The sequence below is a fragment of the bacterium genome (assembly GCA_008933615.1).
In the GTDB taxonomy this organism is placed as follows: domain Bacteria; phylum CLD3; class CLD3; order SB21; family SB21; genus SB21.
Map to the genome: position 1 here is coordinate 38,022 of WBUR01000004.1, position 22,722 is coordinate 60,743.

Sequence of the window (22,722 nt, forward strand, 5' to 3'; positions counted from 1 at the left end):
CCACCAAAAAAAACCTTCAGGCTCGAGCGGCTATAAAATTTTTGTCCGCTTTATTTGCTTTCCTTTATTATTCGAAAACTCGTAAAGGGACTTTATGAAAATACTTATTTTAATGATACTATTATTTCCAACAATGGCCATTGCTGAATCTATAGGCGATGTAATGATCACCGGCAAGGTCATTGACAAAGAATCCGGTGAACCCCTTATAGGCGCTAATGTACAATTGCTCGGTTCTAATCGCGGCGCAACGACCAATGCCGACGGTTTTTTTAATATTTCCGCGCCCTCCGGCTCCTATAAAATGCGCATCAGTTATGTCGGTTATAAAACTGAAATCATTGAGGTTTCGATACAGGACTCCCCCATCGAACTGAGTATCTCGTTAAAAGTATCTCCGATAGAAGGTGAAGCGGTCGTGGTCACGGCGCATGCAGCATACAAAAATGCTTTTGAATCTTACAACGCCGCCACCGTGATTGAAGAAAAAGAGGTCACAAGCAGGCTTTCCACCTCGATCGGACAAATGTTAGATGGCGAGCCTGGTATCGGCGCCCGTTCCAACGGCAGTAATGCCACCAGACCGGTCATTCATGGATTTAGTGATGAAAAAGTATTGGTGTTGGTTAACGGCGTACGGACAGGCGATCTGTCGTCCACTGCCCCCGATCACGCCATGAATGTCAATCCAGCCAGTGTAGATAAACTGGAAGTCATCAAAGGGCCACAGAGCCTTTTATATGGAAGCAGCGCTATTGGCGGAGTAGTGAATATCATGACGGCTTCCATCCCTACCCAATTCGAAAGCGGCGTGCATTTTAAAGGCGTAACTTCCGCCGCTTCCGTGAACAACGCTTTTACATCTAACGGAGCCTTGAGTTATGGAAACGGTCCCTGGGCATTCACCGGCGATCTTGGAATTAACCGTACCGGTAATCTCCAGGTGCCGTCATTCGATCAAAAAGACGGAACTGGAAATATTATCAATAACAACGTGCAGCACCTCGATAATACACGCAATAAGATTTATAATGGGAGCATCGGATCGGCCTACCACTTTGATAGAGGGTATGTCGGCGGCAGTTTTGAAAAGTATTATAACCTTTACGGACTGCCCGTGGTCGAAGAAGCCATCCGCCTGAAGATCAATTCAAAAAAATATAACTTTGCAGCGCAATATAAGCCCTCAGGTTTTATTGAGTCCGTTTCACTTAACGGAGGATATGAAAACTATAATCATAAAGAATTAGAAGAAACGGGCGAAGTCGGCACTGAGTTTTTCAATAAAAGCTTTTCATCCAACCTTATTTTTTCTCATAAGGCGACTTATAATTTTAGCGGAACTTTCGGGCTCTCTTATTTACATAAAAATTATAAAACCATCGGAGAAGAAGCTATCGCACCGCCATCGATAACAAATAATTTCGGAATTTTTGGCGTCGAAGAATATGTCGTATGGCCGGATAAACTAAGACTTCAGGCCGGTCTTCGATATGATTTTTATAAACTAAAGAGAAACGGGGATTTTTCAGACAACACCCTTGAGTCCATATATCCTAACAAAAAAAACCTGAGTACAATATCATCATCAGGCGGATTTCTTTACAGCTTTAATAAAAATTTTGTTTGGGCGGCCAATGTCAGCCGTTCTTACCGCGCCCCGACTACGGAAGAGCTGTTTTCTTATAATTTCCATGCCGGCACCGCAAGTTTTGACAGCGGTAACGGAAATTTAAAATCGGAAATCGGCATAGGGTATGAAACCACGCTGCGCTATCACAGCGATGATGTACAGGTGGAAGGCACATATTATTTTAATACGTTTGACAATTACATTTTCTTCAGAAGAGACCTCAACTACACAAAAACGGATGCCGATAATAATACTTTTCCTGTAAGAGCCTTCCTCCAGGGCCCTGCGCAAGTCTGGGGGATTGAGGGTAGTATCACGGGCGCTGTCAATCGCTACATGAGCCTCGGCCTGTCTGCCGACTATACCCGCGGTGAACGAACGGGCGATAACGAACCGTTGCCGCAAATCCCGCCTTTGCGTGTAACTTTCCGCTCCGAAAACCGATATAAACGGTTTCACATCGGGTTTGATGTTCGTAAGGTTTTCGATCAAAAGAAGGTTGACCGGACATTTGAATCTCCAACGAATGGGTATACATTGCTTAATGTGCATATTGGAACGGAATTCTACATTCAAAAGTATGTCAATACGGTAACCTTAAGAATCGATAACCTGACTAATAAATTATATTACGATCATTTGTCGGTTATTAAAGATTACGCTCCCATGCCAGGCCGTAATATAATGTTAATCTATCAATTACTTTTTTAATCTCCTTTAATGGGAATTGCCAAGAATCAATTGGCAATTCCCTTTTTTTACTTCCGAAACACTTCAACCAATCCGGACTAAAGTCATATCCTTTCCTGGTTAATATCTTTTAGCCATGAAATATTATCTGCAACGAGGAACCTTTCTGCATACGTTTGTATTATCGATGGATAACATTGGCGATACGGAATACAGCTCTTGCCTCGCGTACGATCGATCATGCCGGAACCAGGCTGGAATATTAAACTTCTCTATAAAGTATTTTTTTAGGAAAAACATACGATCAGGTCATAGATTTTCTTTCACCCTTTGCGGAAAAAGATGCGCAGGGTATTTATGTGGTCAGTTCTCATCGCTATAATATCCATACCGTCCGGATTATATCTGTCATTTACTCAGGATATCCCGTCGGCCCCGACTATTATAGCTTTAATGACGATCTGGCTGTGTATTATTTTTGTGTTTAATAAACTCAGGCGTGCAGTGAGTTGATTACCAATTCAATAGTGCTTTCAATTCCTGCGCACGGTTACGGCTGACGAAGAGTTCGGTGCCGGCCTTGTCTGTCAGTATCAACTTATACTTGCCGCTGAACCAAGGGATAATCTCACTGACATTATTAAGATTGACGATGGTGGAACGGTGCACCCTAAAAAAATGTTTAGGATCAAGTCTTGATTCCAATTCATCTAAAGTATATTTCACATCGATTTTCTGATTATCAATATATGCGAAAGTAATACTGTGCTGTGAATCAAACCACTTTATGTCCTGTACTTTGAACAGCTTTATTTTTTGCCCTATTCGAGAAGGCAGCCGTTCAATGTAACTTGGATTATCTTTAGATTGCAGTATTTTTATCACCAGTTTCTTAATTTCCTCTGCTGATTCAGCCGGCTTTTTCAGCCGGGTTTTCACTCGTTCAATTGCGGTTGCAAGTCTGGCCTTGTCATAAGGTTTCAGGAGATAATCAACGGCATGAATCTCAAATGCGCGTATCGCATAATGATCATACGCTGTGGAAAAAACAACGCACGGGACGTGTTTCAAATGACGAATAACTTCGAAGCCGTTCAAGCCCGGCATTTCAATGTCCAGTATGACAAAATCAGGTTTTTGAGATTCTATCTTTTCAAGGGCTTCAATTCCGTTTTTCGCCTCGTCGCATACCGACATGTCCGGATCAGCGAGTTCTTTAAAAAGCCGCTTTAGTTTTTCACGCGCCAGCTTTTCGTCATCAATGATGATAGTCTTAAGCATACTAATATTATTTGGAATTTCTTGGCATCGTTACGACAACTTTCATCCCCTTGACCTCCGCACGTTTAACTTCAACTCCATAATTCTCGCCGTACGTTTTTATAATTCTCTCGTTCACATTTTTTAATCCAATGCCCAAGCCGTCAGGCGTGGTTTTCATACTATTCTCATCCCCGTCATCTTCGATTATAATCCTCCATCTGCCGTTTTCCGCCACCGTAGAAAGCGTAAGGGTTCCCCCGTCGATATTCTTTGAAATGCCGTGTTTTAAAGCGTTTTCAACGATCGGCTGTAAAATAAGACTAGGCAATGGCTCCGTCAGGGTTTCAGGGTCGATACGGTGTTCAATTTTTAGTTTCTCATCAAACCGAACTTTTTCTATTTCCAGGTAGTTGTCAATAAAATGCATTTCTTCCTGTAGAGTCACCGTCTCCTTTTCGGATGCGACCAGTACGTATCGAAAAATATCGGCCAGTTTCTGAATCATATAATCTGCTTTGCCGGGATCGGTCGGAATAAGCGCCGAAATGGAATTAAGCGTATTAAATAGAAAATGCGGATTAACTTGCGCCTGCAATGCTTTAAGTTCAGACCTCAATGCCATTTGTTTGGCAGCCTGAGCATCCGTCATAGTCTTAAGCATCGCTTTGTAAAATCGTGCGGCGTAAAAACTCATAGTGACAGCCATCGTAATGATCACACCAATAAACATCTGAACATACACCGTTTTTACCTTGCCGAGAAAAATAATGCCGGTCCAAGTTTCTGCAACCCAAAGAGCGAGAAGTGTGCTTAGTATTCCAAACAACACGCGGATGCTTATCTGAATAACAAAAGTTTTTCTCGAGGCGACAATATCTGTCGGAGTGAATGTTCGTACAACTTTATCGGCGGCATACCCCATCATAAAACGCATAATTACGTAAAAAATCGACGCAATTTGAAATGCCAGCAGGAAGGCCCCCGGAGTAATTATTGGCGAATATAAACTGCCTATCAAGTAAGCGGAGACGGCAGTAATGATGAAATAGAGGCCCGTCTCGGTAATTATTCTTTTTAGTAATTTATTTGTTTTCATTTCAAGACTTACGCCTATTCCCACTTAAATATTCTGATATTGATCGCAAAAACGATCACACCCCAACCGGCCAGAACCGATAATTCGGCGCCGATATCAAGTAATCCCGCCCCTTCAAAAGATATTTTCCGCAAGGCGTCGTTGACATAAGTCAAAGGCAGAACTCTGCAAATCGGCTGAAGCCAATCCGGAAATACGTTAATGCTAAAAAATGTTCCCGCAAGAAGAAACTGGGGCAAGACGATCAAATTTGAAATAGGCGGAACGGCGTGCTCATTTTTCGCAATATTGGACACGATCATGCCAAAACCGAAAAACACAAGCAGCGCCAAAGCGCAAACCAACAACATGGGCAGTAATGTGATCAAGCCGTGTATCAGCGTAAACCCGAAGGCATAGGTTCCCACGAGAACGATAATGATGACCTGGATCATTGCAAAAATAAGCCGGCTGATGGATTCTCCCAGGAGGATCGTGCTGCGCCGCGCCGGCGTAGCAAACAGACGTTTGATGATGAGCCGCTGTTTCAGCGTTATCAGAACATACGCAGCTCCAAATACGCCGGTGCTCAGAATAACAAATCCTAATTGCCCCGGTAATATGAAATCAATGGTTTTATACTTTCGGCCTTCGATCCTTTCCTGTTTAACCGTAATCGGGCGGTTTTTGATTTCACTCATTTCCACATTCATTTCTGCTGCTATCCCATTCATCATGGCCATGAATGCCTGAGAATTAGATGACGCATCCGAAGTTGTGATCCCAAGACTATACGTTTTACTTGTTCCGTTATCATCTGCGCTGATCAGAATGATTGCTTCGATCTGGCCCTTCTGCAACTTTTGCAACAACACGTCATCGGAAACATCGCTGATCAATTTCAACGTCCGTATCTTAGACAATTTTTCAAATATCGGATTGGATTTATTGCTGTGCGACGATACGCCGACATCCAGACTGAATGATCGATTGCCGATAAATCCGAAAATTAAAATAAATATGAAAGGAAATAAAAATCCAAAGACCAGGCTGGACGGATTGCGGCTGATCGCGGTCAGGCTTGCTTTCACATACGCTTTTAACGCCATGGTATGGCTATATTTACCGGATGTCATGCTCAGTCTTCTCTTAGTTTTTTGCCTGTCAATTCCAAAAATACATCTTCCAAACTTGCCTCTTTCATTGCTTTATGGCGTTTGAACCCGGATCGTATCAGATCATGAATCATTTCATCCGGTGAATCAATTCTGATAATTTGCCCCTCATCCATGATACCCACACGGTCGCACAAAAACTCCGCCTCGTCCAAATAGTGCGTTGTCAATACCACGGTCGTACCGCACTTTTGAATTTCACGTATCAATTCCCATAAATTGCGCCGGGCCTGCGGATCCAGGCCAACGGTCGGCTCATCCAGAAAAACCAATTTTGGATTGTTGACCAGTGTCGTAGCAATGGAAAATCTTTGTTTTTGCCCTCCGGACAGTTTATCAACTCTTGTATGGGCCTTTTCCTGCAGCCCCATTTTTGTGAGCAGATGTACCGGATCAATATCGACGTTATATAACCCGGCGAAAAGTTCCAACATTTCCACAAGTTTCAGATTTGGATAAAATCCGGATTCCTGTAGCTGCACGCCGATGTTTTGTTTAATTTGATTCTGATCCGTATCAACATTAAATCCGTTGATCCAAATGTCACCGCTTGTCTTCTCACGCAGCGTTTCCATGATCTCGAGTGTCGTTGTTTTGCCTGCGCCGTTGGGGCCGAGTAACCCAAATATCTCGCCTTCAAATACATTAAAGCTGACGCCTTTTACCGCTTCAATATTTCCATACGACTTAAACAGATTTTGAACTTTTATGATAATTTTCTTTTCCTGTTCCATCAGCAAACTTCGGCGCTTTTTAAGAGTTGTTTTTCTATACTATCTTTAAACTGTGATCAAGTCCTTTAGCGGCCTTCTCGGCGCATGCGGCACTGTGTCGGCAAAACCGACTCTGACAACCATCTGCGCAGTTCCTTTTCCGGGTCCTGTTATGTCAGCAAATTTATTCCGGATAGATGCCAACTCATCATATTCTTCCGTGATTTGCGTCATCGGATGCATGGCCAGACCCAATTGAGTAGCGGTCAGATGAAGGCGCGCGTATTTCCGGCCTACCTGTATCTGATCCATACGGTTATTTTCTTTAGAAAAGATAATTCCGAATACATTCGCGGAATGAGTCATGTCGCGCGTAACCGATACCGTCTTTTCTTTAAATGAATCGCTAAACGCTTTATCGCGTCCGGCAAATGTTTGTGCGAGAAACTTGGACATCCCGCTAATCCCCATGTTTTCATATCCAAATCCGTCGCGAAATTTTACTAACTCTTCATCTGTAAATCGAATCATCGCTACCGTCTCCGCATGCGTCCGATCCAAATACGTTTCTACCTTCATCGCCTCTGTCATCAGATCGGCCAATTGACTTGTTGTGTTCTTATCCGTTATGAATTGGATTGTACATTCCGCATCGCCAAAAATTCTTGCAAGGGTCTGCAACTGACTTGCATCTGGAGTGCGTTCATCATAGACCAATCGATTGGTCACCCGTTTGGTTATATAATCAAAAAGAACGTCTTTATCTACCGTCAATTTTGAAAATGTAATTTCCGCCACGGGCGATTTGCCTGTATTTTCGACACTATCGGTACCTTCAGTGAAAAACTGAATCAGTGCGTCGTAACCCAAGGCATTTGACGAAAGGCTAAGAATCTCAAGAAAAGTTCCCTGACTTATGTATATTTGACGGTGAAAGATATCAGTCATTGGCAAAAGCCGTTCTGAATCAATGAAAAGCAGCATCTTGTTATCATCGGCCAATTTGATTTTCCACGGTTGTTTGTTATGCGGGCTGGGGGCCAACATAGCATAGCTTAAAATTTTTAGTCGAAAGTCGGTAAAGGATTCGGTTAACTTCTCCGGATCCCATCCTTCATGCGCCGGATTCGCGTTGTCACTCTTACAACCTGCGGCGAGTCCGGTAAACGCTACTGCGGCGCCGCTGACAGTGACGATTTTAATAAAATTTCTTCTTTCCATTTTTTCTCCTTTTCACTAACCGAGGGTATTCGACAAATTATTTGAATTTTAATTTTACCAGTTCCATTTTAGCCCTACTGGAATTCGGGTTCAATTCCAAAGCTTTTTGATAACAAATCCTTGCGCGTTCAATCTCATTGTTTTTCTCATAGGCATTCCCCAAAAACGAATAACATCCTTCCAAACCCCATCGAGGCGATAAAGAATCTACCGGTGTTTCCATGCTTTCCTTCTCGAATAAGGACAATGCTTTTTCAAACTGGCTGATCGCTTTATCCGTTCCGCCGCCGAACATAGATGGCGTGTTCATAGTTCCGATACCCATTAGATAAAATACTCGCGGGTTCTTGTCATTCGCAGAAACTGCTTTTTGAAACAAACCGTTGGACTTCGGACCCAACCACATTCCGGAAATTGGGCTGAACTGAATTTTCATTCCGGTTAACGATCCTAACAACGCATAACTGTCCGCATCTGTCTTATGCAAGCTAATTGCTTTTTCAAGCGACTTTATTGCGTTTTCGACATGGCGCTTACCCGCGTCCTCATCGCGTGTGGATTCATCAACGTAAAGAAAATATATTGCCAATTGGTAATCGGCGTAGGCATTCCAGTACAGAGATCGATAATCTTTTGGGGCAGCATCCACCGCCTTCGCTAAAATAGCCTTCGCTTCATCCATCTCAGATTTATTCCAGTGTTTCACAGCATGGTCGATGGTCTTAATACCTTTAGTCAAAAGCATCGCACCCTCGTTTTCGTTCTGAGAATAAATCCGAGTGCATGTAAACAAAAAAATCAACAACATACTTGTTTTTTTCATAGCACGGTTCCTCCAATTGATTTTGATTTTTTTTTATGCAGTCAATATAACCGCGCTTGGGCATATCGAAAATCAATTAAAGTTGAAATAGCAAATAGTTCCTTCAAGTGCACCCAAAGACAGTTGAAACGCATTAAATGAAAAACCCCATGAAATACTATCATGGGGTCATTCACTTATTCGGTTTAATTTCTGTCACGGACGCGTTGCCCGCTTGGCTGCAATTTCCAAACGGTTTGCCGCACGTTGCAAAGCCTGATTAACCAGATCAATATCATAATTAGCCCGGTCTTCCAGCCGTTTTCGCGCGCGGTCATGCGCCAGCTTGGCGCGATTGACGTCAATATCCGCAGAATGTTCGCACGTTTCCGCCAATACCATGACTTTGTTGTCGTGGACATCCAGAAATCCTCCCCCGACAGCGTAATATTCTTCATACCCGTCTTCATGACGCAATCGCATTTCACCGATTTTAATTGATGAAATAAACGCGGTATGTTTATTCAAAATCTCAAAACTGCCTACAGTTCCGGGAGCAACAACTCCACTGACCTCTCCGTCAAAAACGACTTTTTGCGGAGTAATAACCTGAACATGAAAAGTTTTTTCCATAAAATTCCTGCAATTAATCTGTTAACTCATGACACCAACGAAAAATCAGGCGCGCATTTTCTTTGCCTTTTCTTCCGCCTCATCAATTGTTCCCACCATATAAAATGCCTGTTCCGGCAATTCATCCATGTGGCCGTCTGCAATCGCTTTGAAGCCTGCGATCGTGTCTTCCTTTTTGACATAACGGCCGGGAGTTCCGGTAAATTGTTCCGCAACAAAGAACGGCTGGGACAAAAAGCGCTGGATTTTACGGGCGCGCGCAACGACGATCTTATCTTCATCGGATAATTCGTCCATACCGAGAATCGCAATGATATCGATGAGATCTTTATACTTCTGTAGAATTTCCTGAACGCGTTTGGCAACATTGTAATGTTCTTCGCCAACAATATGCGGGTCAAGAATACGCGAAGTCGAGTCCAGAGGATCGACGGCAGGATAAATTCCAAGTTCCGAGATCGCGCGGGATAATACCGTCGTTGCATCCAAGTGGGCAAAAGCCGTCGCCGGAGCGGGATCGGTCAAATCGTCGGCGGGAACATAGATCGCTTGAATAGAAGTGATCGACCCTTTTTTCGTCGTTGTAATGCGTTCCTGCAATTCACCCATTTCAGTTGATAAAGTCGGCTGGTATCCTACAGCAGAAGGCATACGGCCGAGAAGCGCGGACACTTCCGAACCGGCCTGCGTGAATCGGAAAATATTATCAATAAACAATAACACGTCACGTCCTTCTTCATCGCGGAAATATTCCGCCATGGTAAGGCCAGTTAATCCCACACGTTGACGCGCGCCGGGCGGTTCATTCATCTGGCCGAAAACAAGCGCAGTTTTCGCAAGAACACCCGACTCTCTCATTTCATGATAAAGGTCATTGCCTTCGCGCGTACGCTCACCGACGCCGGCAAACACAGAATATCCGCCGTGCTGCTTGGCAATGTTATTGATCAATTCCTGGATGATAACCGTCTTGCCAACGCCTGCGCCGCCGAATAATCCGGTTTTTCCTCCGCGCATGTAGGGTTCGATCAGATCGATCACTTTAATGCCCGTTTCAAACATTTCGCTCGATGTGGCTAATTCGCTCAGTTTCGGTGCCGCGCGATGGATCGGATACTTTTTACCTGTTGTAATAGGCTCTCCTCCATCAATGGTATCTCCGATGATATTGAGCAAACGGCCCAACACTTCAGGGCCGACCGGTACCGTAATAGGCTCGCCTTTGTCGATCACTTCCATGCCGCGAACTAAACCGTCGGTGGTATCCATCGCAACCGTACGAACGCGGTTTTCGCCCAAATGCTGCTGCACTTCAAGCACGAGCGAAGATCCGTCCTGACGTTTGATCGTATTGGCATTCATAATTTTCGGCAGTGTGCCTCCGCTGAATTCCACGTCCACCACAGGTCCGATGATCTGAACTATCTTTCCTTTATTCATTGTGCTTCCTCATTTATTTAATTTAAACTAAAGTTTACAATTTCACATCTATACCAAAACTCCATCGGTTAATATCCCCCAAAGCCCCCATCCGTTGCTCTGAATATTCAAATTTTGGCGTAATTTCATAATGAGATTTCATAAAAAGTCTTGAAGGCAATTGTATACCAAAACCATATCTTTCTCCCCATACTTTTCCATTGCCTCTAATAAAATTTTTTGATGAAAATCGTACAGATGCTATTTCGAGCATATTGATTTCCGTTCCGAAAATGAGTTCCTCACGCCCGGACTTGTATGAGTGATCGGATACAAAGACGTTCGCAGTACTAAAATCTTGATAGGAGAAATGGTTTACTATTTCAAATACTTCTGCGGAACCATTCAAAATGTTTTTGTTGGTATAACTGAAACCATGTCCAATCCCCATACGATAATTTCTCTCAACTAAAAACGCTATAGAAGTAAATGAGAAAAACACATTTTGAGAATCGATGACAAGCGAGCCGTTACCATGATACTTTGGATTACTACCTATCAAATTATTTCCGGTGCTGGTTCCAATATACAAGATATTGTTACACCCTAAAACTCGCCCAATTGGAACTTTTGCCATCACACCTAAATCATACAATGTAGCTTCCGCCGAAATTTTGTCGATTTGACTGCTAAAGCGCTTAATAGTTACACCAAAAGAAACCATGTCAAATATTTTGAAAGCATAATTTAGTGCAATAACGTCGTCATGCGGCTCATAAGAGCCAATTCCTCCTTCAGGGAATTCTTCAGTCGTTTTTTTAATTGAACCAAAACTTACTCTACGATATGTAAAGGCTAATGACCCGAATTTCTTATGAGTATATCCTGCCGTCCAATTATGACTTGAGATACCCGCAAAATAGCCAACATTATCGTATTGAAGGGCCATGCCCCTCGTAAAACCAACTCCTGCCGGATTCCAATAACCGCTGTTCCATTGATCACCAATTGCAACCGTATTTCCTAAGCTGTGAGAACGCGCATCCGGCGTAATGTTAAGAACTACAAAAGTAAATAAATCACTATTTGTCTCTTGGCCTAAAAGAGAGTGTAAATTTAACAGTGCGAACAGAATGAGTATGGTTGTTTTCTTAATCATTTCCTTTGAAATCTTTTCATGTATTTCGTAGGCTCGCATATATCTACTTCTGCAACGCCTCCGCTCCGCTGACCACTTCAAGGATTTCCTTGGTAATCGCCGCTTGTCGCGCGCGGTTATATTTAAGAGACAATGTGCTTATCATTTCTCCGGCGTTCTCGGTTGCGGAATCCATCGCGGTCATACGCGCACCCATTTCCGCCGCGAAAGATTCCAGCAATATACGCCACATCTGAACGTTAAGATGTTTCGGGATCAGGGTATTGATGATCTCAAACTGAGAGGGTTCGTATATATAATCAGTTTCTATCTTATACTGGTTACCGTTACTTTCTACTTTTTCCGGCTCCACAGGCAAAAGCTTTTCGAGAACCAAATTCTGCTGCAACGCCGACTTGAATTCGTTGTACACCACGTACACTTCATCGGCGCGTTCTTCGTTGTATTCTTTTACGCAAGAAGAGATAATATCTGCGGCATTGCTAATGCTCATGGTGTTGAAGAAATTGTAAAACCGGCCCGCCACCTTAAATTGCCTCTTAACAAAAAATTCGTCACCCTTTTTTCCAACGGTTACCAACTTAAGGCGCCCCTTATCGTGAAACGTTTTAAATTCGTTACTCATCAGGCTGTTGACTTTACGAATAATAGTACTGTTAAAAGCCCCGCATAAAGAACGGTCGGCCGTCACGACAACCAGCAGCACGTTTTTGACGTCTCGTTTGCTGATCAGCGGATTAAGCCTCGCAACTTCGCAATTTGCAAGATGTTGGATCAGCGAACCCAAGGTATAAGCATAGGGCCTTGCGGAAATGATATTTTCCTGAGCCCGGCGCAGTTTGGCCGCCGCAACCATCTTCATGGCTTTCGTGATCTTTTGAGTGCTTTTTACACTGACAATGCGTCGTTTGATTTCACGTAACGTTGCCATAATTCCCTTTAATTTTTTTCAATTTCTTTCTCGTTCAAACTCTTCATCGCTTCGGCTTCAATCGCTTGTTTCAACAGACTGTCCAGCGCGACTTTCTTAACCGGATCAACGGCGATAGCCCGATAAGTATATTTGAAATCCATTGATGAAAAACCGTACATTCTGCCGATCGAGTCCAGCGCAGGTTCGGGATACGATTCCGGCTTTTGGTACTGCTTCATAAGACTATCTTCACGCAGCGCCGACACATACATTTTCACAAATGAATCCAATGGAATTTCCTGAGCATTTTTCTGTTTTGATTGACATCCTAATAACATAATTAAGGTTGTCAGCCCGAACATGACCTTCTTACTCATAACGTTTAGGGCGTTTCCTTTTTAGTGCTGTCTGCGTTTCTTATGGACTCTCCCTCGCGTAAGGTATTCGAAGATTTTTCACTTAAATACTGAAGCGACAGATCGTCAAACTTTTTCTTCAGATCGGGATTCGAATTGATCTGCTTGTAAGTAAATTTAAAATCATCCGGAGAATAATTAAACGGTTTTGTAAAAGGTTCGAGCTCTTCATTGGTAGCTTCCGCCGGCGATTGATGTTTTTTCATGAATGCGTCGTCGGAAAAGACCTTGAACCAGATCTTAACATAAGTTTCCATGGGAACTTCTTTCGGCTGCTTGCTGCACCCGGATCCCGCAATCATCGCCGTAACGATGACGCTAGTTAATATCCATTTCAATTTCATAGCAACGTCCTTTACTTTAGTACACTGCTGTTATTTAGTATCTTCTTTTTTCTCCATTTCTTTGTCGAACTCACCCATCATCTTCGAAATGGATTCAGCATCCATTCCCTGGGCTTTTAATTCTTCTTCCAACATCACTTTAGTAAATGCTTTGCCTAGTTCAGGATCCTCTTTGGCGATTTTGTTAATTGCTTCGCCGATCCCTTTGGCTTTTTCCATATCTTTATCATACATCTCTGCAGTGAATTTGAAATCGTCTGCGGAGAAGCCTTCCGCTTTGCTGTACGGGCTAACGACGTCATTGGCAATATCTTTCGGATTCTGACTGGTACTGGTTTTTTTATCAACCAACATCTTCATCATGATCTTCGCCATGCTGTCCGCAGGAATTTCTTTAGGCCCGCAGGAAATGATTGAGGTCAAAAGCGCAATGCCGACGACCATAGTGATTAGATTTTTCATTAGACTCCTTTGATTTTAAATGCCTTTTTGAAATCGCCGATGATCGTATTCAGTTGACTACGAAAATCGTCTGTTAATTCTTTTTTAGCCATGATTTGATCCGTCAACGTTTTGTGGCGCAGTTCTATATTTTCAAGCAGTTCTTTTTCGAATCGTTTACATTCTTCTACCGGGATTTCATCTAAAAACCCGTTCGTTGCGGCAAAAATGATCACGATCTGCTTATCAAATGAATACGGCTGATACTGACCTTGTTTGAGAATCTCCACCAGTCTTGCTCCGCGGCGTAACTGCTGTTGCGTGGTTTTGTCAAGATCCGAACCGAATTTTGCAAACGCTTCCAGTTCACGGTATTGCGCAAGTTCCAATCGCAACCGGCCGGCAACCTGCTTCATTGCTTTGATCTGCGCGCTGCCGCCGACGCGGGACACGGAAATACCGACGTTGATTGCCGGACGTACGCCGGAGTAAAACAAATTTGATTCCAGAAATATCTGCCCGTCGGTGATCGAGATCACGTTCGTCGGAATGTAGGCCGAAACGTCGCCCGCCTGCGTTTCAATAATAGGCAACGCAGTCAGGGAACCGCCGCCTAACTTATCATTCAATTTCGCGGCACGTTCCAGTAATCGTGAATGCAGATAGAAAACGTCGCCCGGATAGGCTTCGCGTCCCGGAGGACGGCGGAGCAAAAGCGAGACCTGGCGGTAAGCCACGGCATGTTTGGACAAATCATCATAGACGCACAAAGCGTGGCGCCCGCTGTCACGGAAAAATTCACCCATGGCTGCGCCGCTGTACGGTGCAATGAACTGCAATGGAGCCGCTTCCGATGCCGACGAGGAAACGACAATGGTATATTCCATCGCGCCGGCATCTTCCAGGATCTTTACAACTTTCGCGATCGTCGATTCTTTCTGGCCGATACCAACGTAAATACAGTAAACGTCTTTTCCCTTTTGATTGATGATCGTGTCCACCGCAACGGCGGTCTTTCCCGTCTGACGGTCGCCGATAATGAGTTCACGCTGGCCTCTTCCGATCGGGATCATCGAATCAATCGCTTTAATGCCGGTGGCCAATGGTTCCTTTACCGACTGTCTTTCGATCACTCCGAGCGCTTTTCGTTCGATCAGCGACGTGTGTTTGGAATGAATCGGGCCTTTGCCGTCAATCGGTTGTCCTAGCGCATTCACGACTCGTCCGAGCATTTCTTCGCCGACGGGAACTTCTGCGATCTTACCGGTACGTTTAACAATGTCCCCTTCTTTGATCATTTCGGTTTCGCCGAAAAGTACCGCGCCGACATTGTCTTCTTCCAGGTTCAAGATCATGCCCATGATCCCGTGAGGAAATTCTATAAGTTCACTCGACATCGCGTTAGACAAACCGTAAATACGCGCGATACCATCGCCAACCTGTAATACCACGCCGGTTTCATATGTGTCAATTTCTCTTTCGAACTTAGAAAGCTGTTGCTTCAATATGCTTGAAACTTCATCCGGTCTCACTGATACAGCCATAATACCTATCCTCTTATATTGATGTATGTTTTATATATAAATTTTTTAGATTGCTTTCCGTTTTATTCTGAGAACTGCTCACGGAGCCGTTCCAATTGGCGCTTTACGGAACCGTCGATCACCGTGTCGCCGAGGCGAACCAAGAACCCGCCGATCAGTTGAGGATCCTTGCGAAAACTCAGATGAGGGGATTTACCCGAAAACGCGGCCAGCTTTCCCGTCAGAATCTCGATTTGTTTGGGATCGAGATCGACAACGGACACGACTTCTGCCTTAATAATGCCCAATTGTTCGTCGTGCAGCGCCATGAAATCTACGAGGATCTCATCCAAAATATCCTCGCGGCCTTTAGTGCATAAGACGACTAGAAAATCCAGCGTCTCTTTGGATAAGGTTTTCTCAAAAAGCGCTTTAAAAGTATTTATCTTCTGAATCGTAGTAATGATCGGATTCTTCAAAAATGTATTGAAGTCAGCGGATTGTCCGATAACGGAATGAATATGAAGTATATCATTATAAATTCTATCCAGCAATTTCTTGTCATTTGCCATTCCCAGCAATGCATTCGCATAACGATGCGCGGTTTTTTTATTTTTCATGAATCCATATATCCTTCATTCCACTGTATAAAACGTCCGGTCAGTTTAAACCGACACAACTAATTCTTACTTGTTGGCATTTCTTTAATAAAATCGTCCACGAGTTTTCTGTGTTTTTCAGCATCCAAATTAGCGCCGATGATCTTGCCGGCAGCCTGAACCGCCATAGCGGCCACTTCGTTCTTCAAAAACACTAAGGCGGAATTTTTTTCGTTATCGATTTCTTTTTTGGCAGTTTGAAGAAGTTTAACTGCCTCGATCTTTGCCTGTTCCGCTATTTCATTTTTAAGTTTTTCAGCGTTTTCTTTTGCCTTACGCGCGATGTCCTGCGCCTCACGTTCTGCCTGCGCCAGCATTTCATTGTTCTTGGCGATGAGTCCCTCGGCGTCGCGTCGTGCTTTTTCCGCCTGCTCCAGAGAGTTCTTGATCTTCGTTTCCCGTTCCTGCAACGTCGTAATGATCGGCTTCCATGCAAACTTACCCAATAGAACAAGAAGTAATCCGAAAGTGATGAGTGTCCATATGATGAGGCCCGGATCAATGTCCAGCAACCCGCCTTTATGCCCGCCTTCTTCCAAAAGCATAAAAGTGATTAACAATGTTTTCATAATTCTTCCGTTTAAAGTATTTTTTAATAAATACGGATATACCTAAAGCGATGGGAGGGAATCCGTCCTCCCACCGCTTATATCATAATTATCCGGATTATTTCAACGCCATAAGGATACAAATAACTTCTGCAAAAAGCGCTACACCTTCGATCAGAGCGGCCGCGATGATCATGGTCGTTCTGAGATCGCCTGTTGCTTCCGGCTGACGTGCAGCGCCTTCAAGAGCCGACGCGGCTAATTTACCAATACCAAGCCCCGCGCCCAACACTGCTAAACCGGCGCCCAGACCCGCACCCAAATATCCTAATCCAATAGCTTCCATGTGAAATTCCTCCGTTAAATAATGTAGTGAATGAGTTTAATTGCGATGTATTTCATTTCAAAAAATTGCTTAATGATGTTCAGCTTCCACAGCATGTTCTTCGTGCCCGCTGTGCAATGCCATGCCGATGAAGATCGCCGACAACAGCGTGAAAACATATGCCTGCAGGAACGCAACAAAAATTTCCAGCATGTAAATAAACAACGCCATCGGAATGGAAACGAAAATGCCCACAAATACGGATTTCAGAACAAAGATCAATCCTATCAGCGACAGGATCACCACGTGGCCTGCAGTCATGTTCGCAAAAAGACGGATACAAAGAGCAAAGGGTTTGGTAAAAAGTCCGATGAATTCGACAGGAACCATTATAACAATCAGCACCGCCTTCATCGCAATATTCATATCCATTTGGTCTATGCCGCCCATCAAATGCCTGAAATATCCGACAATACCCTGCGCTTTTACGGCAGAATACTGGGTGACCAAAAAAGTACAAACGGCCAGCGTCGCGGTCACGGCAATATTGCCTGTTGCAGTTGACCCGAAGGGAATCAACCCCAGCAGGTTGGCAAACAATATGAAAAAGAAAACCGTTAGGAAATAATTAACGTAGGCATCGGTTTTTTCGCCGAAATTCGGACGAACAACTTCTTCGCGGATATAAACGATGATAGATTCAAAAAAATTATAAAGCCCTTTTGGAATTAATTTTGGCCTTGCCAAAACTGTAAATACCAAAAGCAGCAATAATGCTACGATCCACATCATTACAACGTGTTTGGTCGGAGACAAGTCAATCGTCATACTCCCGATGTGGATAGGGTCAAAATGCGGGAGTTTAACTACTCCAAAAAACGGTAATTCGAGTTCGTGCGAATTGGTAATGTGGTGAAGAATCGTTCCGCCAATGTCAACTTTTCCTGTTTCTTCGACTGCCTTAGCTGCAGCCTTAGTGCCCTCTTGCGGGGCGTGGGGATCTTGCAGTAAATTCAATAGCATGCGTTCTATTTTCCTGTTTTAATTCCGCATATGCGGGTCAATAAATAAGCGGCCGTTTTTATGCCAGAGCCGGCTCCCGGATGGACATCAGCTCTTCATCACCTTCTTCAACTGGAGACCACGATTAATAAAGTAAAGTTCCACCATTTGAAACAGGAGATAATAAATGCCAAATGTGACAATGAACAATTTTATATCAATATCGACAACTTTGACCAAGATGACGATCAATATACCCACGAGCAGCATCCGAATTCCCATACCGCCCATGACTATACTTAGAAACAGCTTCATGGATTTATTAAATGCCCATCGCGTCATGTAAAAGCCGGACAATACGTGCACCAAAGCTAAGCCGCAGGCGCTTATCACAACCGTGATTTCATTGTTCTCGGTTAGAAATGCATTCATGATGAAGAACACAACCAACGTAATCGTCATTACCGTCAGCAAGAAATATTTCTGACTCACAATCTGTCTTTTTCTTTTTTCGCGCGACCCGGTTTAGGTAAATTAGATACAATTCTGTACAAATTATAGAACCCGCCAAAGAGGCCTAAAAAAACGCCCGTTAAAACAAACAAAACCTTGGTCTCAAATTTTTCATCCAGCCAATGACCAAACCACGACAAAAAACCTAAAGTTAAAGCAAACTGCCATCCCCATGTCATGAACGGGCCTAATTGACGTGTCGAATCGGCAAAGTTTTTCAGGGGCTTTTTATCGTTCGTATTCAAAAACTAACCTTTTACGATCTTCATTTCACCCGTTGCCGGGTTATCCGTAATGATCAGCGGTTTTTCTTTCACTGCTTTCATTGAGCATTTACCGTCAAAGCTCGCGCCTTCATCAACCACGAGCCGTCGCGCGCGAAGATCACCCATAACGCCGGACTTAGCTTCCATCACCAGTTTATCCTGCGCCGAGATATTCCCGCTGACTCTTCCGCCGATCACGATATTTTTCGCATCAATATCACCATCAACATTTCCGGAGGATCCGACCGTCACGAGATCGTGGCACACGACTTTTCCTTTGATCTCTCCTTCAATTCGAATACTCGAGGATGCCGTGATCGAGCCGACGATTACCGTTCCGCGTCCGATCAAATTCAGATTTGTGCCCGATTGAATTTCATTTTCTTTTGCCATAATTTTTCTCTGCTTAGTGACGAACGGTTGAGACCTTAAGAATATCCTGAAATTGCGGAATATACTCTGCCGGGTCCTGCGGTATTCCGTCTTTCCATATTTCAAAATGTAGATGAGTTCCCGTCGCGAGTTGCCCTGTTTTTCCTACGGTCGCAATAATATCGCCGCCTTTTACAAATCCGCCCTCGCGACACAATAAATACTGAGCATGTTTATAGATCGAAAAAAAACCAAAACCGTGATACAAAATGACCGTGTTGCCATAGTCGCTCAGCCAATCCGCCATGACCACCCATCCGTCGGATGCGGCCTTAACGGGCGCGCCTTCCTCCGCAACGATGTCGTATCCTAAATGAGAGCTATTTCCAAATAAATCATTCATCTTATTCCCTTTAGAAAATCCCTGCGATATGAAACGGCTGTTGACCGGCATAAGCGAAGGAATGATCTTCGTATACATTAAATAATCGGAAGGAATCGCCCTTTCCTGGTCCATCCCCTTTATCTGGCTCCTGGACAAATTGTCGTCAGCATAGGAATACAGATCTAAATTTTTCTCGTTGGCAACCGTTGTTCTGCCAGGACCGTTACCCACAGAGTCCTGTACGTTGCCCAAAAGACCGAACACCATTCGAATCTTCTCGTTTTCCTGCTTGACTAGTCGGTATTGTCTTTCAATCAGCTTGATGCGTTTATTATCAACTACTAGCTGATCATACTTCTTCTGAAGGTCGTCGTAATAAAAAATTTTATAAGAATATGCATAATAGTAAATTAAAGAGCCTGTGAAAAAGAGCAACGCTATCGCTAAAAAACCGGCTAAAAGCTTTAGCCGACTCATTCGAATGCGAAAGCTTTTAGGATCAGAGCTGGCATCGAACATCACCAGAAGTGTGATGTATTTATTAGAGGTTTTTTTTGCGCTCTGCAATATTTTCTCTTTTAAATTAACGGACCTTTTACTCCGTCATAAGCCAAAATTCACAATAAAATCAATCATTAAGAGAACATTGCCGTTTTTCAAAAAGGCAACGAAATATATTGAAATGATTATGAATTGTCAATCTATTTTTGATAAAAGTCACCGTATCGAAATTGAATATTAACAACAAATAAAAAACCCATTCTGCATGGGCAGAATGGGTAATTCATCAGGAAAATTAAGTTTTTCACATTAGGGTCTACGTTTGCTCACTGTTCCTTCGATTGAGACGCTGATTTTGGTTGAGTCGGTGGTTGTCGTGTTCGGGATTAAAGCCCTTGTCCAGGCTTGAACTTTAATCGACTTGACTCCGTTAAGTCCCGTTACCGCCCAATCAAAAGTTGCGTCTCCGTTATTCGTAACTTTACCAATTGAGCTATTATCAACGAAACACTTCATGCTGTCCACCAAACCGGATGTTACATTAGCAACCCTTGCATGGATCGCTACAGTCCCATTGCTGGAAGGAATGAAATCGTCGTTGGCTGGACTCAAAATCTGAACGATCGGATTAGTAACGTTGGAAACCTGAATATCGAGCTCTTTTGTTGCGCTTTCCTTTGACTCATTATTGACGCGGCAGCGAATGGTATAAAAGCCGGGCGTCAGAGGCGGTTTCCAACGGATTAAATCCAGTCCGTTTATGGTCACAAACGTTCCCCCATCCAAGGCGGTCCAAATGTAATCCAGGCTTTCCTCATTTAAGTCTCTCGCTTCAACATAAATTGTAGCCGTATCTGATACCAGGATCGTCGTTCTATCCGCAAAAATTCTGTCTATGATGGGCTTCTGACCGGAGTCTTTTCCCAAATTCAGGTTATCGCAACCCAAAAATAGGATAAAAAAAAGCGTGGATAACAAAAATCGTTTCATATAAATAAATTCCTTTTTATTCAGCTAAAGCTGCTTGTAGGATTTTTTTGGAAATATTATCCTTTACGAGAATAACGACTGCAAATGAGTTTCTATCGGAGCCGGCGGGTATTACAAAAGCCCGTGGAATGAGATCGTGAATCGTTTTTGGAGTAATTGAAGTAATGGATTGGGGAAGAAGCGCTTCCCTTACAACGTAATGTAAATAGTCTCCCTTATCCTCAATAACAACCATTTCAACAACGAGATTTTCAATATTCGAATCTCCATATCTTGCAATCTGGCCGCCAACGGTCAGCGTATCCGCATTAAAGCTGGTCTGCCCTTCGCAATACAGCTTGACTTTCTTTAAGGTCAGCGAATCCAAGATAAGCTTATACCGATCTTTGACCGTTGCTTTGGATGAAGCCCCTTGAATCCACGTTTGTTTTCCGTTAAAAAAGGTATGAGGAAAACCGCGTGGAGTGCTGCCGCGATATTCGGTCGTATAACGAAAATCAATATCGGGCGATGAAAGCGAATCTTCAAGCGAATTATCTGAAGGTGTCATGTGGTATTCAAGAATCAACACTTTCCCGCCAAAGTCGCCTTTTAATTCATAGGATGCCTCTTGCGAATACTGAATTACATTCGGGATCGAATCAAAATTGGTGTAATGCATAATGAAGTTTTCAACAACGGCAACCTGATCGGCTTCGGCGTCTGGATTTTTCGGATCCAATGTGTTGTCCCGAGGAAGATCCGCGCAGCCTATCGTAGTAATAAAGAATATCAGCAGCAGGTACTTTTTCATGTATTCGTTCCTTAAAATTGAATCGACAGGTTAATTCCGGCTGATACTTTCCGGGCGTTCATATCCAGCATGGGCTGCAGAGACCACGGCGACGACGTTCCGGTGTTATCATCGGCAAGAACTTCGAGTTGTGAATTCTTGTTCTTTATCAGCGCCATGACATAGGCCCCGACCGCAATGGCCGTGACACCGGCGGCGGCGTAAGCGACTTTATTCCAGTTGTTTGCCTTCGCATAGGTATCATTAATTTTCTTGAGGCTTGTGGCATCACGGTAATCTTTGTCGTATTTCTTTTTATTGCTAAAAGATACGAGGGTCGCTGCACCGAGTGCGACGCTGGTAACAAGCAGTGTTCCGGTTGGCGCACCGCGCAATTGGACTTTCTCCATCCTGCGACCTTCACCGGTAAGCTGAAATACAATATTCTGCGCAAGCATCTTTGCCATGACGCCGGCTTGTTCTTTCGATGGAGCTATCGCCTTTTCTCCGACTACTTGGCCATTAGAAATTTTAGTGATCGCAACATCAATCCGAATTAACTTACCATTCTCTGAAATATCTCCAGTAATGATATAATCGGCGCCAATCAGGTTGCCGACTTTTGTTTGTTTATCCTTGTCCTCCGACAGATCGCTCAATACAAAATCCTGCTCCGCCAAAATGTCGTCAATTTTCTGACGCTCCGCGATGAATAACGATTTTTTTTGAGATAATTCGGTTTTTAACAAAGCGGGAAAAGATCGTTGAAGTTCGTCAAGGTAGAATTTCTTGGTTGTGTTTTTAAAATCCAGAACCGCGACTACGGGCTGAGAGTGCTCCGTTTGGCAATATACGATAGGCGGAACAGGATTTAAACAAAACGCAAAAAACAATGAGAGTAATATTTTCTTCATCCAAGTTAGATCCTTCTGTAAGTAGAAACGCTTTTCACTCAATAACTTTATATAA

27 protein-coding genes are annotated in these 22,722 nt (G+C 43.5%); 2 read left to right on the forward strand and 25 right to left on the reverse strand.

Going from position 1 to position 22,722, the window contains the following annotated elements; all coding sequences use genetic code 11:
• Positions 1-94 precede the first annotated feature (94 nt).
• Together F9K33_02330 and F9K33_02335 are read left to right on the forward strand one after the other, a co-directional pair.
• On the forward strand, positions 95-2,344 hold the full coding sequence (locus F9K33_02330) for a TonB-dependent receptor (GenBank protein KAB2881059.1): 2,250 nt from the start codon (positions 95-97) through the stop codon (positions 2,342-2,344).
• A gap of 321 nt (positions 2,345-2,665) precedes the next feature.
• On the forward strand, positions 2,666-2,836 hold the full coding sequence (locus F9K33_02335; protein ID KAB2881060.1) for a hypothetical protein: 171 nt from the start codon (positions 2,666-2,668) through the stop codon (positions 2,834-2,836).
• Here F9K33_02335 and F9K33_02340 read toward each other — a convergent pair whose 3' ends face one another.
• The 25 genes from F9K33_02340 to F9K33_02460 form a co-directional block, all read right to left on the reverse strand.
• The gene (locus tag F9K33_02340) at positions 2,837-3,604 is read right to left on the reverse strand and encodes a response regulator transcription factor (GenBank protein KAB2881061.1); all 768 of its coding nucleotides are present in this window, start codon (positions 3,602-3,604) and stop codon (positions 2,837-2,839) included.
• 7 nt (positions 3,605-3,611) lie between these two features.
• Positions 3,612-4,682, reverse strand: coding sequence for a hypothetical protein (locus tag F9K33_02345; protein KAB2881062.1), 1,071 nt, complete (start codon positions 4,680-4,682; stop codon positions 3,612-3,614).
• 14 nt (positions 4,683-4,696) lie between these two features.
• A complete protein-coding gene (locus F9K33_02350; protein ID KAB2881063.1) occupies positions 4,697-5,797 on the reverse strand; it encodes an ABC transporter permease in 1,101 nt (366 codons plus the stop codon).
• A gap of 2 nt (positions 5,798-5,799) precedes the next feature.
• Positions 5,800-6,570 carry an ABC transporter ATP-binding protein gene (locus tag F9K33_02355; GenBank protein KAB2881064.1) on the reverse strand — a complete coding sequence of 257 codons (771 nt, stop codon included), beginning with the start codon at positions 6,568-6,570 and terminating at the stop codon, positions 5,800-5,802.
• Between the two features lie 45 nt (positions 6,571-6,615).
• Positions 6,616-7,770 carry a hypothetical protein gene (locus tag F9K33_02360; protein ID KAB2881065.1) on the reverse strand — a complete coding sequence of 385 codons (1,155 nt, stop codon included), beginning with the start codon at positions 7,768-7,770 and terminating at the stop codon, positions 6,616-6,618.
• A gap of 37 nt (positions 7,771-7,807) precedes the next feature.
• Positions 7,808-8,593, reverse strand: a complete 786-nt coding sequence (locus tag F9K33_02365; GenBank protein ID KAB2881066.1) for a tetratricopeptide repeat protein — start codon at positions 8,591-8,593, stop codon at positions 7,808-7,810.
• A 195-nt stretch (positions 8,594-8,788) separates the two neighbouring features.
• Entirely contained in the window at positions 8,789-9,205 is a 417-nt protein-coding gene (locus tag F9K33_02370; protein KAB2881067.1) for a F0F1 ATP synthase subunit epsilon, read from the reverse strand.
• Between the two features lie 45 nt (positions 9,206-9,250).
• The gene (atpD, locus tag F9K33_02375) at positions 9,251-10,645 is read right to left on the reverse strand and encodes a F0F1 ATP synthase subunit beta (GenBank protein ID KAB2881068.1); all 1,395 of its coding nucleotides are present in this window, start codon (positions 10,643-10,645) and stop codon (positions 9,251-9,253) included.
• Positions 10,646-10,679: 34 nt separating this feature from the next.
• Positions 10,680-11,822 (reverse strand): hypothetical protein, encoded by a 1,143-nt coding sequence (locus F9K33_02380; protein KAB2881069.1) that lies wholly within the window; start codon positions 11,820-11,822, stop codon positions 10,680-10,682.
• A 4-nt stretch (positions 11,823-11,826) separates the two neighbouring features.
• Entirely contained in the window at positions 11,827-12,714 is an 888-nt protein-coding gene (gene atpG, locus F9K33_02385) for an ATP synthase F1 subunit gamma (GenBank protein KAB2881070.1), read from the reverse strand.
• Positions 12,715-12,722: 8 nt separating this feature from the next.
• The gene (locus F9K33_02390; GenBank protein KAB2881071.1) at positions 12,723-13,073 is read right to left on the reverse strand and encodes a hypothetical protein; all 351 of its coding nucleotides are present in this window, start codon (positions 13,071-13,073) and stop codon (positions 12,723-12,725) included.
• A 5-nt stretch (positions 13,074-13,078) separates the two neighbouring features.
• Positions 13,079-13,456: a hypothetical protein gene (locus F9K33_02395; protein ID KAB2881072.1), complete on the reverse strand. Its 378-nt coding sequence runs from the start codon at positions 13,454-13,456 to the stop codon at positions 13,079-13,081.
• Positions 13,457-13,486: 30 nt separating this feature from the next.
• Positions 13,487-13,918: a hypothetical protein gene (locus tag F9K33_02400; GenBank protein KAB2881073.1), complete on the reverse strand. Its 432-nt coding sequence runs from the start codon at positions 13,916-13,918 to the stop codon at positions 13,487-13,489.
• Complete coding sequence (locus F9K33_02405; protein ID KAB2881074.1) at positions 13,918-15,441, reverse strand: F0F1 ATP synthase subunit alpha; 1,524 nt, start codon at positions 15,439-15,441, stop codon at positions 13,918-13,920. The genes F9K33_02400 and F9K33_02405 overlap by 1 nt, the downstream gene beginning before the upstream one ends.
• A gap of 62 nt (positions 15,442-15,503) precedes the next feature.
• The gene (gene atpH, locus F9K33_02410) at positions 15,504-16,040 is read right to left on the reverse strand and encodes an ATP synthase F1 subunit delta (GenBank protein KAB2881075.1); all 537 of its coding nucleotides are present in this window, start codon (positions 16,038-16,040) and stop codon (positions 15,504-15,506) included.
• A gap of 59 nt (positions 16,041-16,099) precedes the next feature.
• The gene (gene atpF, locus F9K33_02415; GenBank protein ID KAB2881076.1) at positions 16,100-16,648 is read right to left on the reverse strand and encodes a F0F1 ATP synthase subunit B; all 549 of its coding nucleotides are present in this window, start codon (positions 16,646-16,648) and stop codon (positions 16,100-16,102) included.
• A 97-nt stretch (positions 16,649-16,745) separates the two neighbouring features.
• Entirely contained in the window at positions 16,746-16,973 is a 228-nt protein-coding gene (gene atpE, locus F9K33_02420; protein ID KAB2881077.1) for an ATP synthase F0 subunit C, read from the reverse strand.
• A 69-nt stretch (positions 16,974-17,042) separates the two neighbouring features.
• Positions 17,043-17,975, reverse strand: coding sequence for a F0F1 ATP synthase subunit A (atpB, locus tag F9K33_02425; GenBank protein KAB2881078.1), 933 nt, complete (start codon positions 17,973-17,975; stop codon positions 17,043-17,045).
• Between the two features lie 87 nt (positions 17,976-18,062).
• Entirely contained in the window at positions 18,063-18,446 is a 384-nt protein-coding gene (locus F9K33_02430; GenBank protein KAB2881079.1) for a hypothetical protein, read from the reverse strand.
• Complete coding sequence (locus F9K33_02435; GenBank protein KAB2881080.1) at positions 18,443-18,712, reverse strand: AtpZ/AtpI family protein; 270 nt, start codon at positions 18,710-18,712, stop codon at positions 18,443-18,445. The genes F9K33_02430 and F9K33_02435 overlap by 4 nt, the downstream gene beginning before the upstream one ends.
• Positions 18,713-18,715: 3 nt before the next feature.
• Positions 18,716-19,126 (reverse strand): polymer-forming cytoskeletal protein, encoded by a 411-nt coding sequence (locus tag F9K33_02440; GenBank protein KAB2881081.1) that lies wholly within the window; start codon positions 19,124-19,126, stop codon positions 18,716-18,718.
• Between the two features lie 13 nt (positions 19,127-19,139).
• On the reverse strand, positions 19,140-20,057 hold the full coding sequence (locus F9K33_02445; protein ID KAB2881082.1) for a M23 family metallopeptidase: 918 nt from the start codon (positions 20,055-20,057) through the stop codon (positions 19,140-19,142).
• A 243-nt stretch (positions 20,058-20,300) separates the two neighbouring features.
• Complete coding sequence (locus tag F9K33_02450; protein ID KAB2881083.1) at positions 20,301-20,981, reverse strand: hypothetical protein; 681 nt, start codon at positions 20,979-20,981, stop codon at positions 20,301-20,303.
• A 16-nt stretch (positions 20,982-20,997) separates the two neighbouring features.
• Positions 20,998-21,774: a hypothetical protein gene (locus F9K33_02455; protein KAB2881084.1), complete on the reverse strand. Its 777-nt coding sequence runs from the start codon at positions 21,772-21,774 to the stop codon at positions 20,998-21,000.
• Positions 21,775-21,785: 11 nt separating this feature from the next.
• A complete protein-coding gene (locus F9K33_02460) occupies positions 21,786-22,667 on the reverse strand; it encodes a hypothetical protein (GenBank protein KAB2881085.1) in 882 nt (293 codons plus the stop codon).
• Between the last annotated feature and the right edge of the window lie 55 nt (positions 22,668-22,722).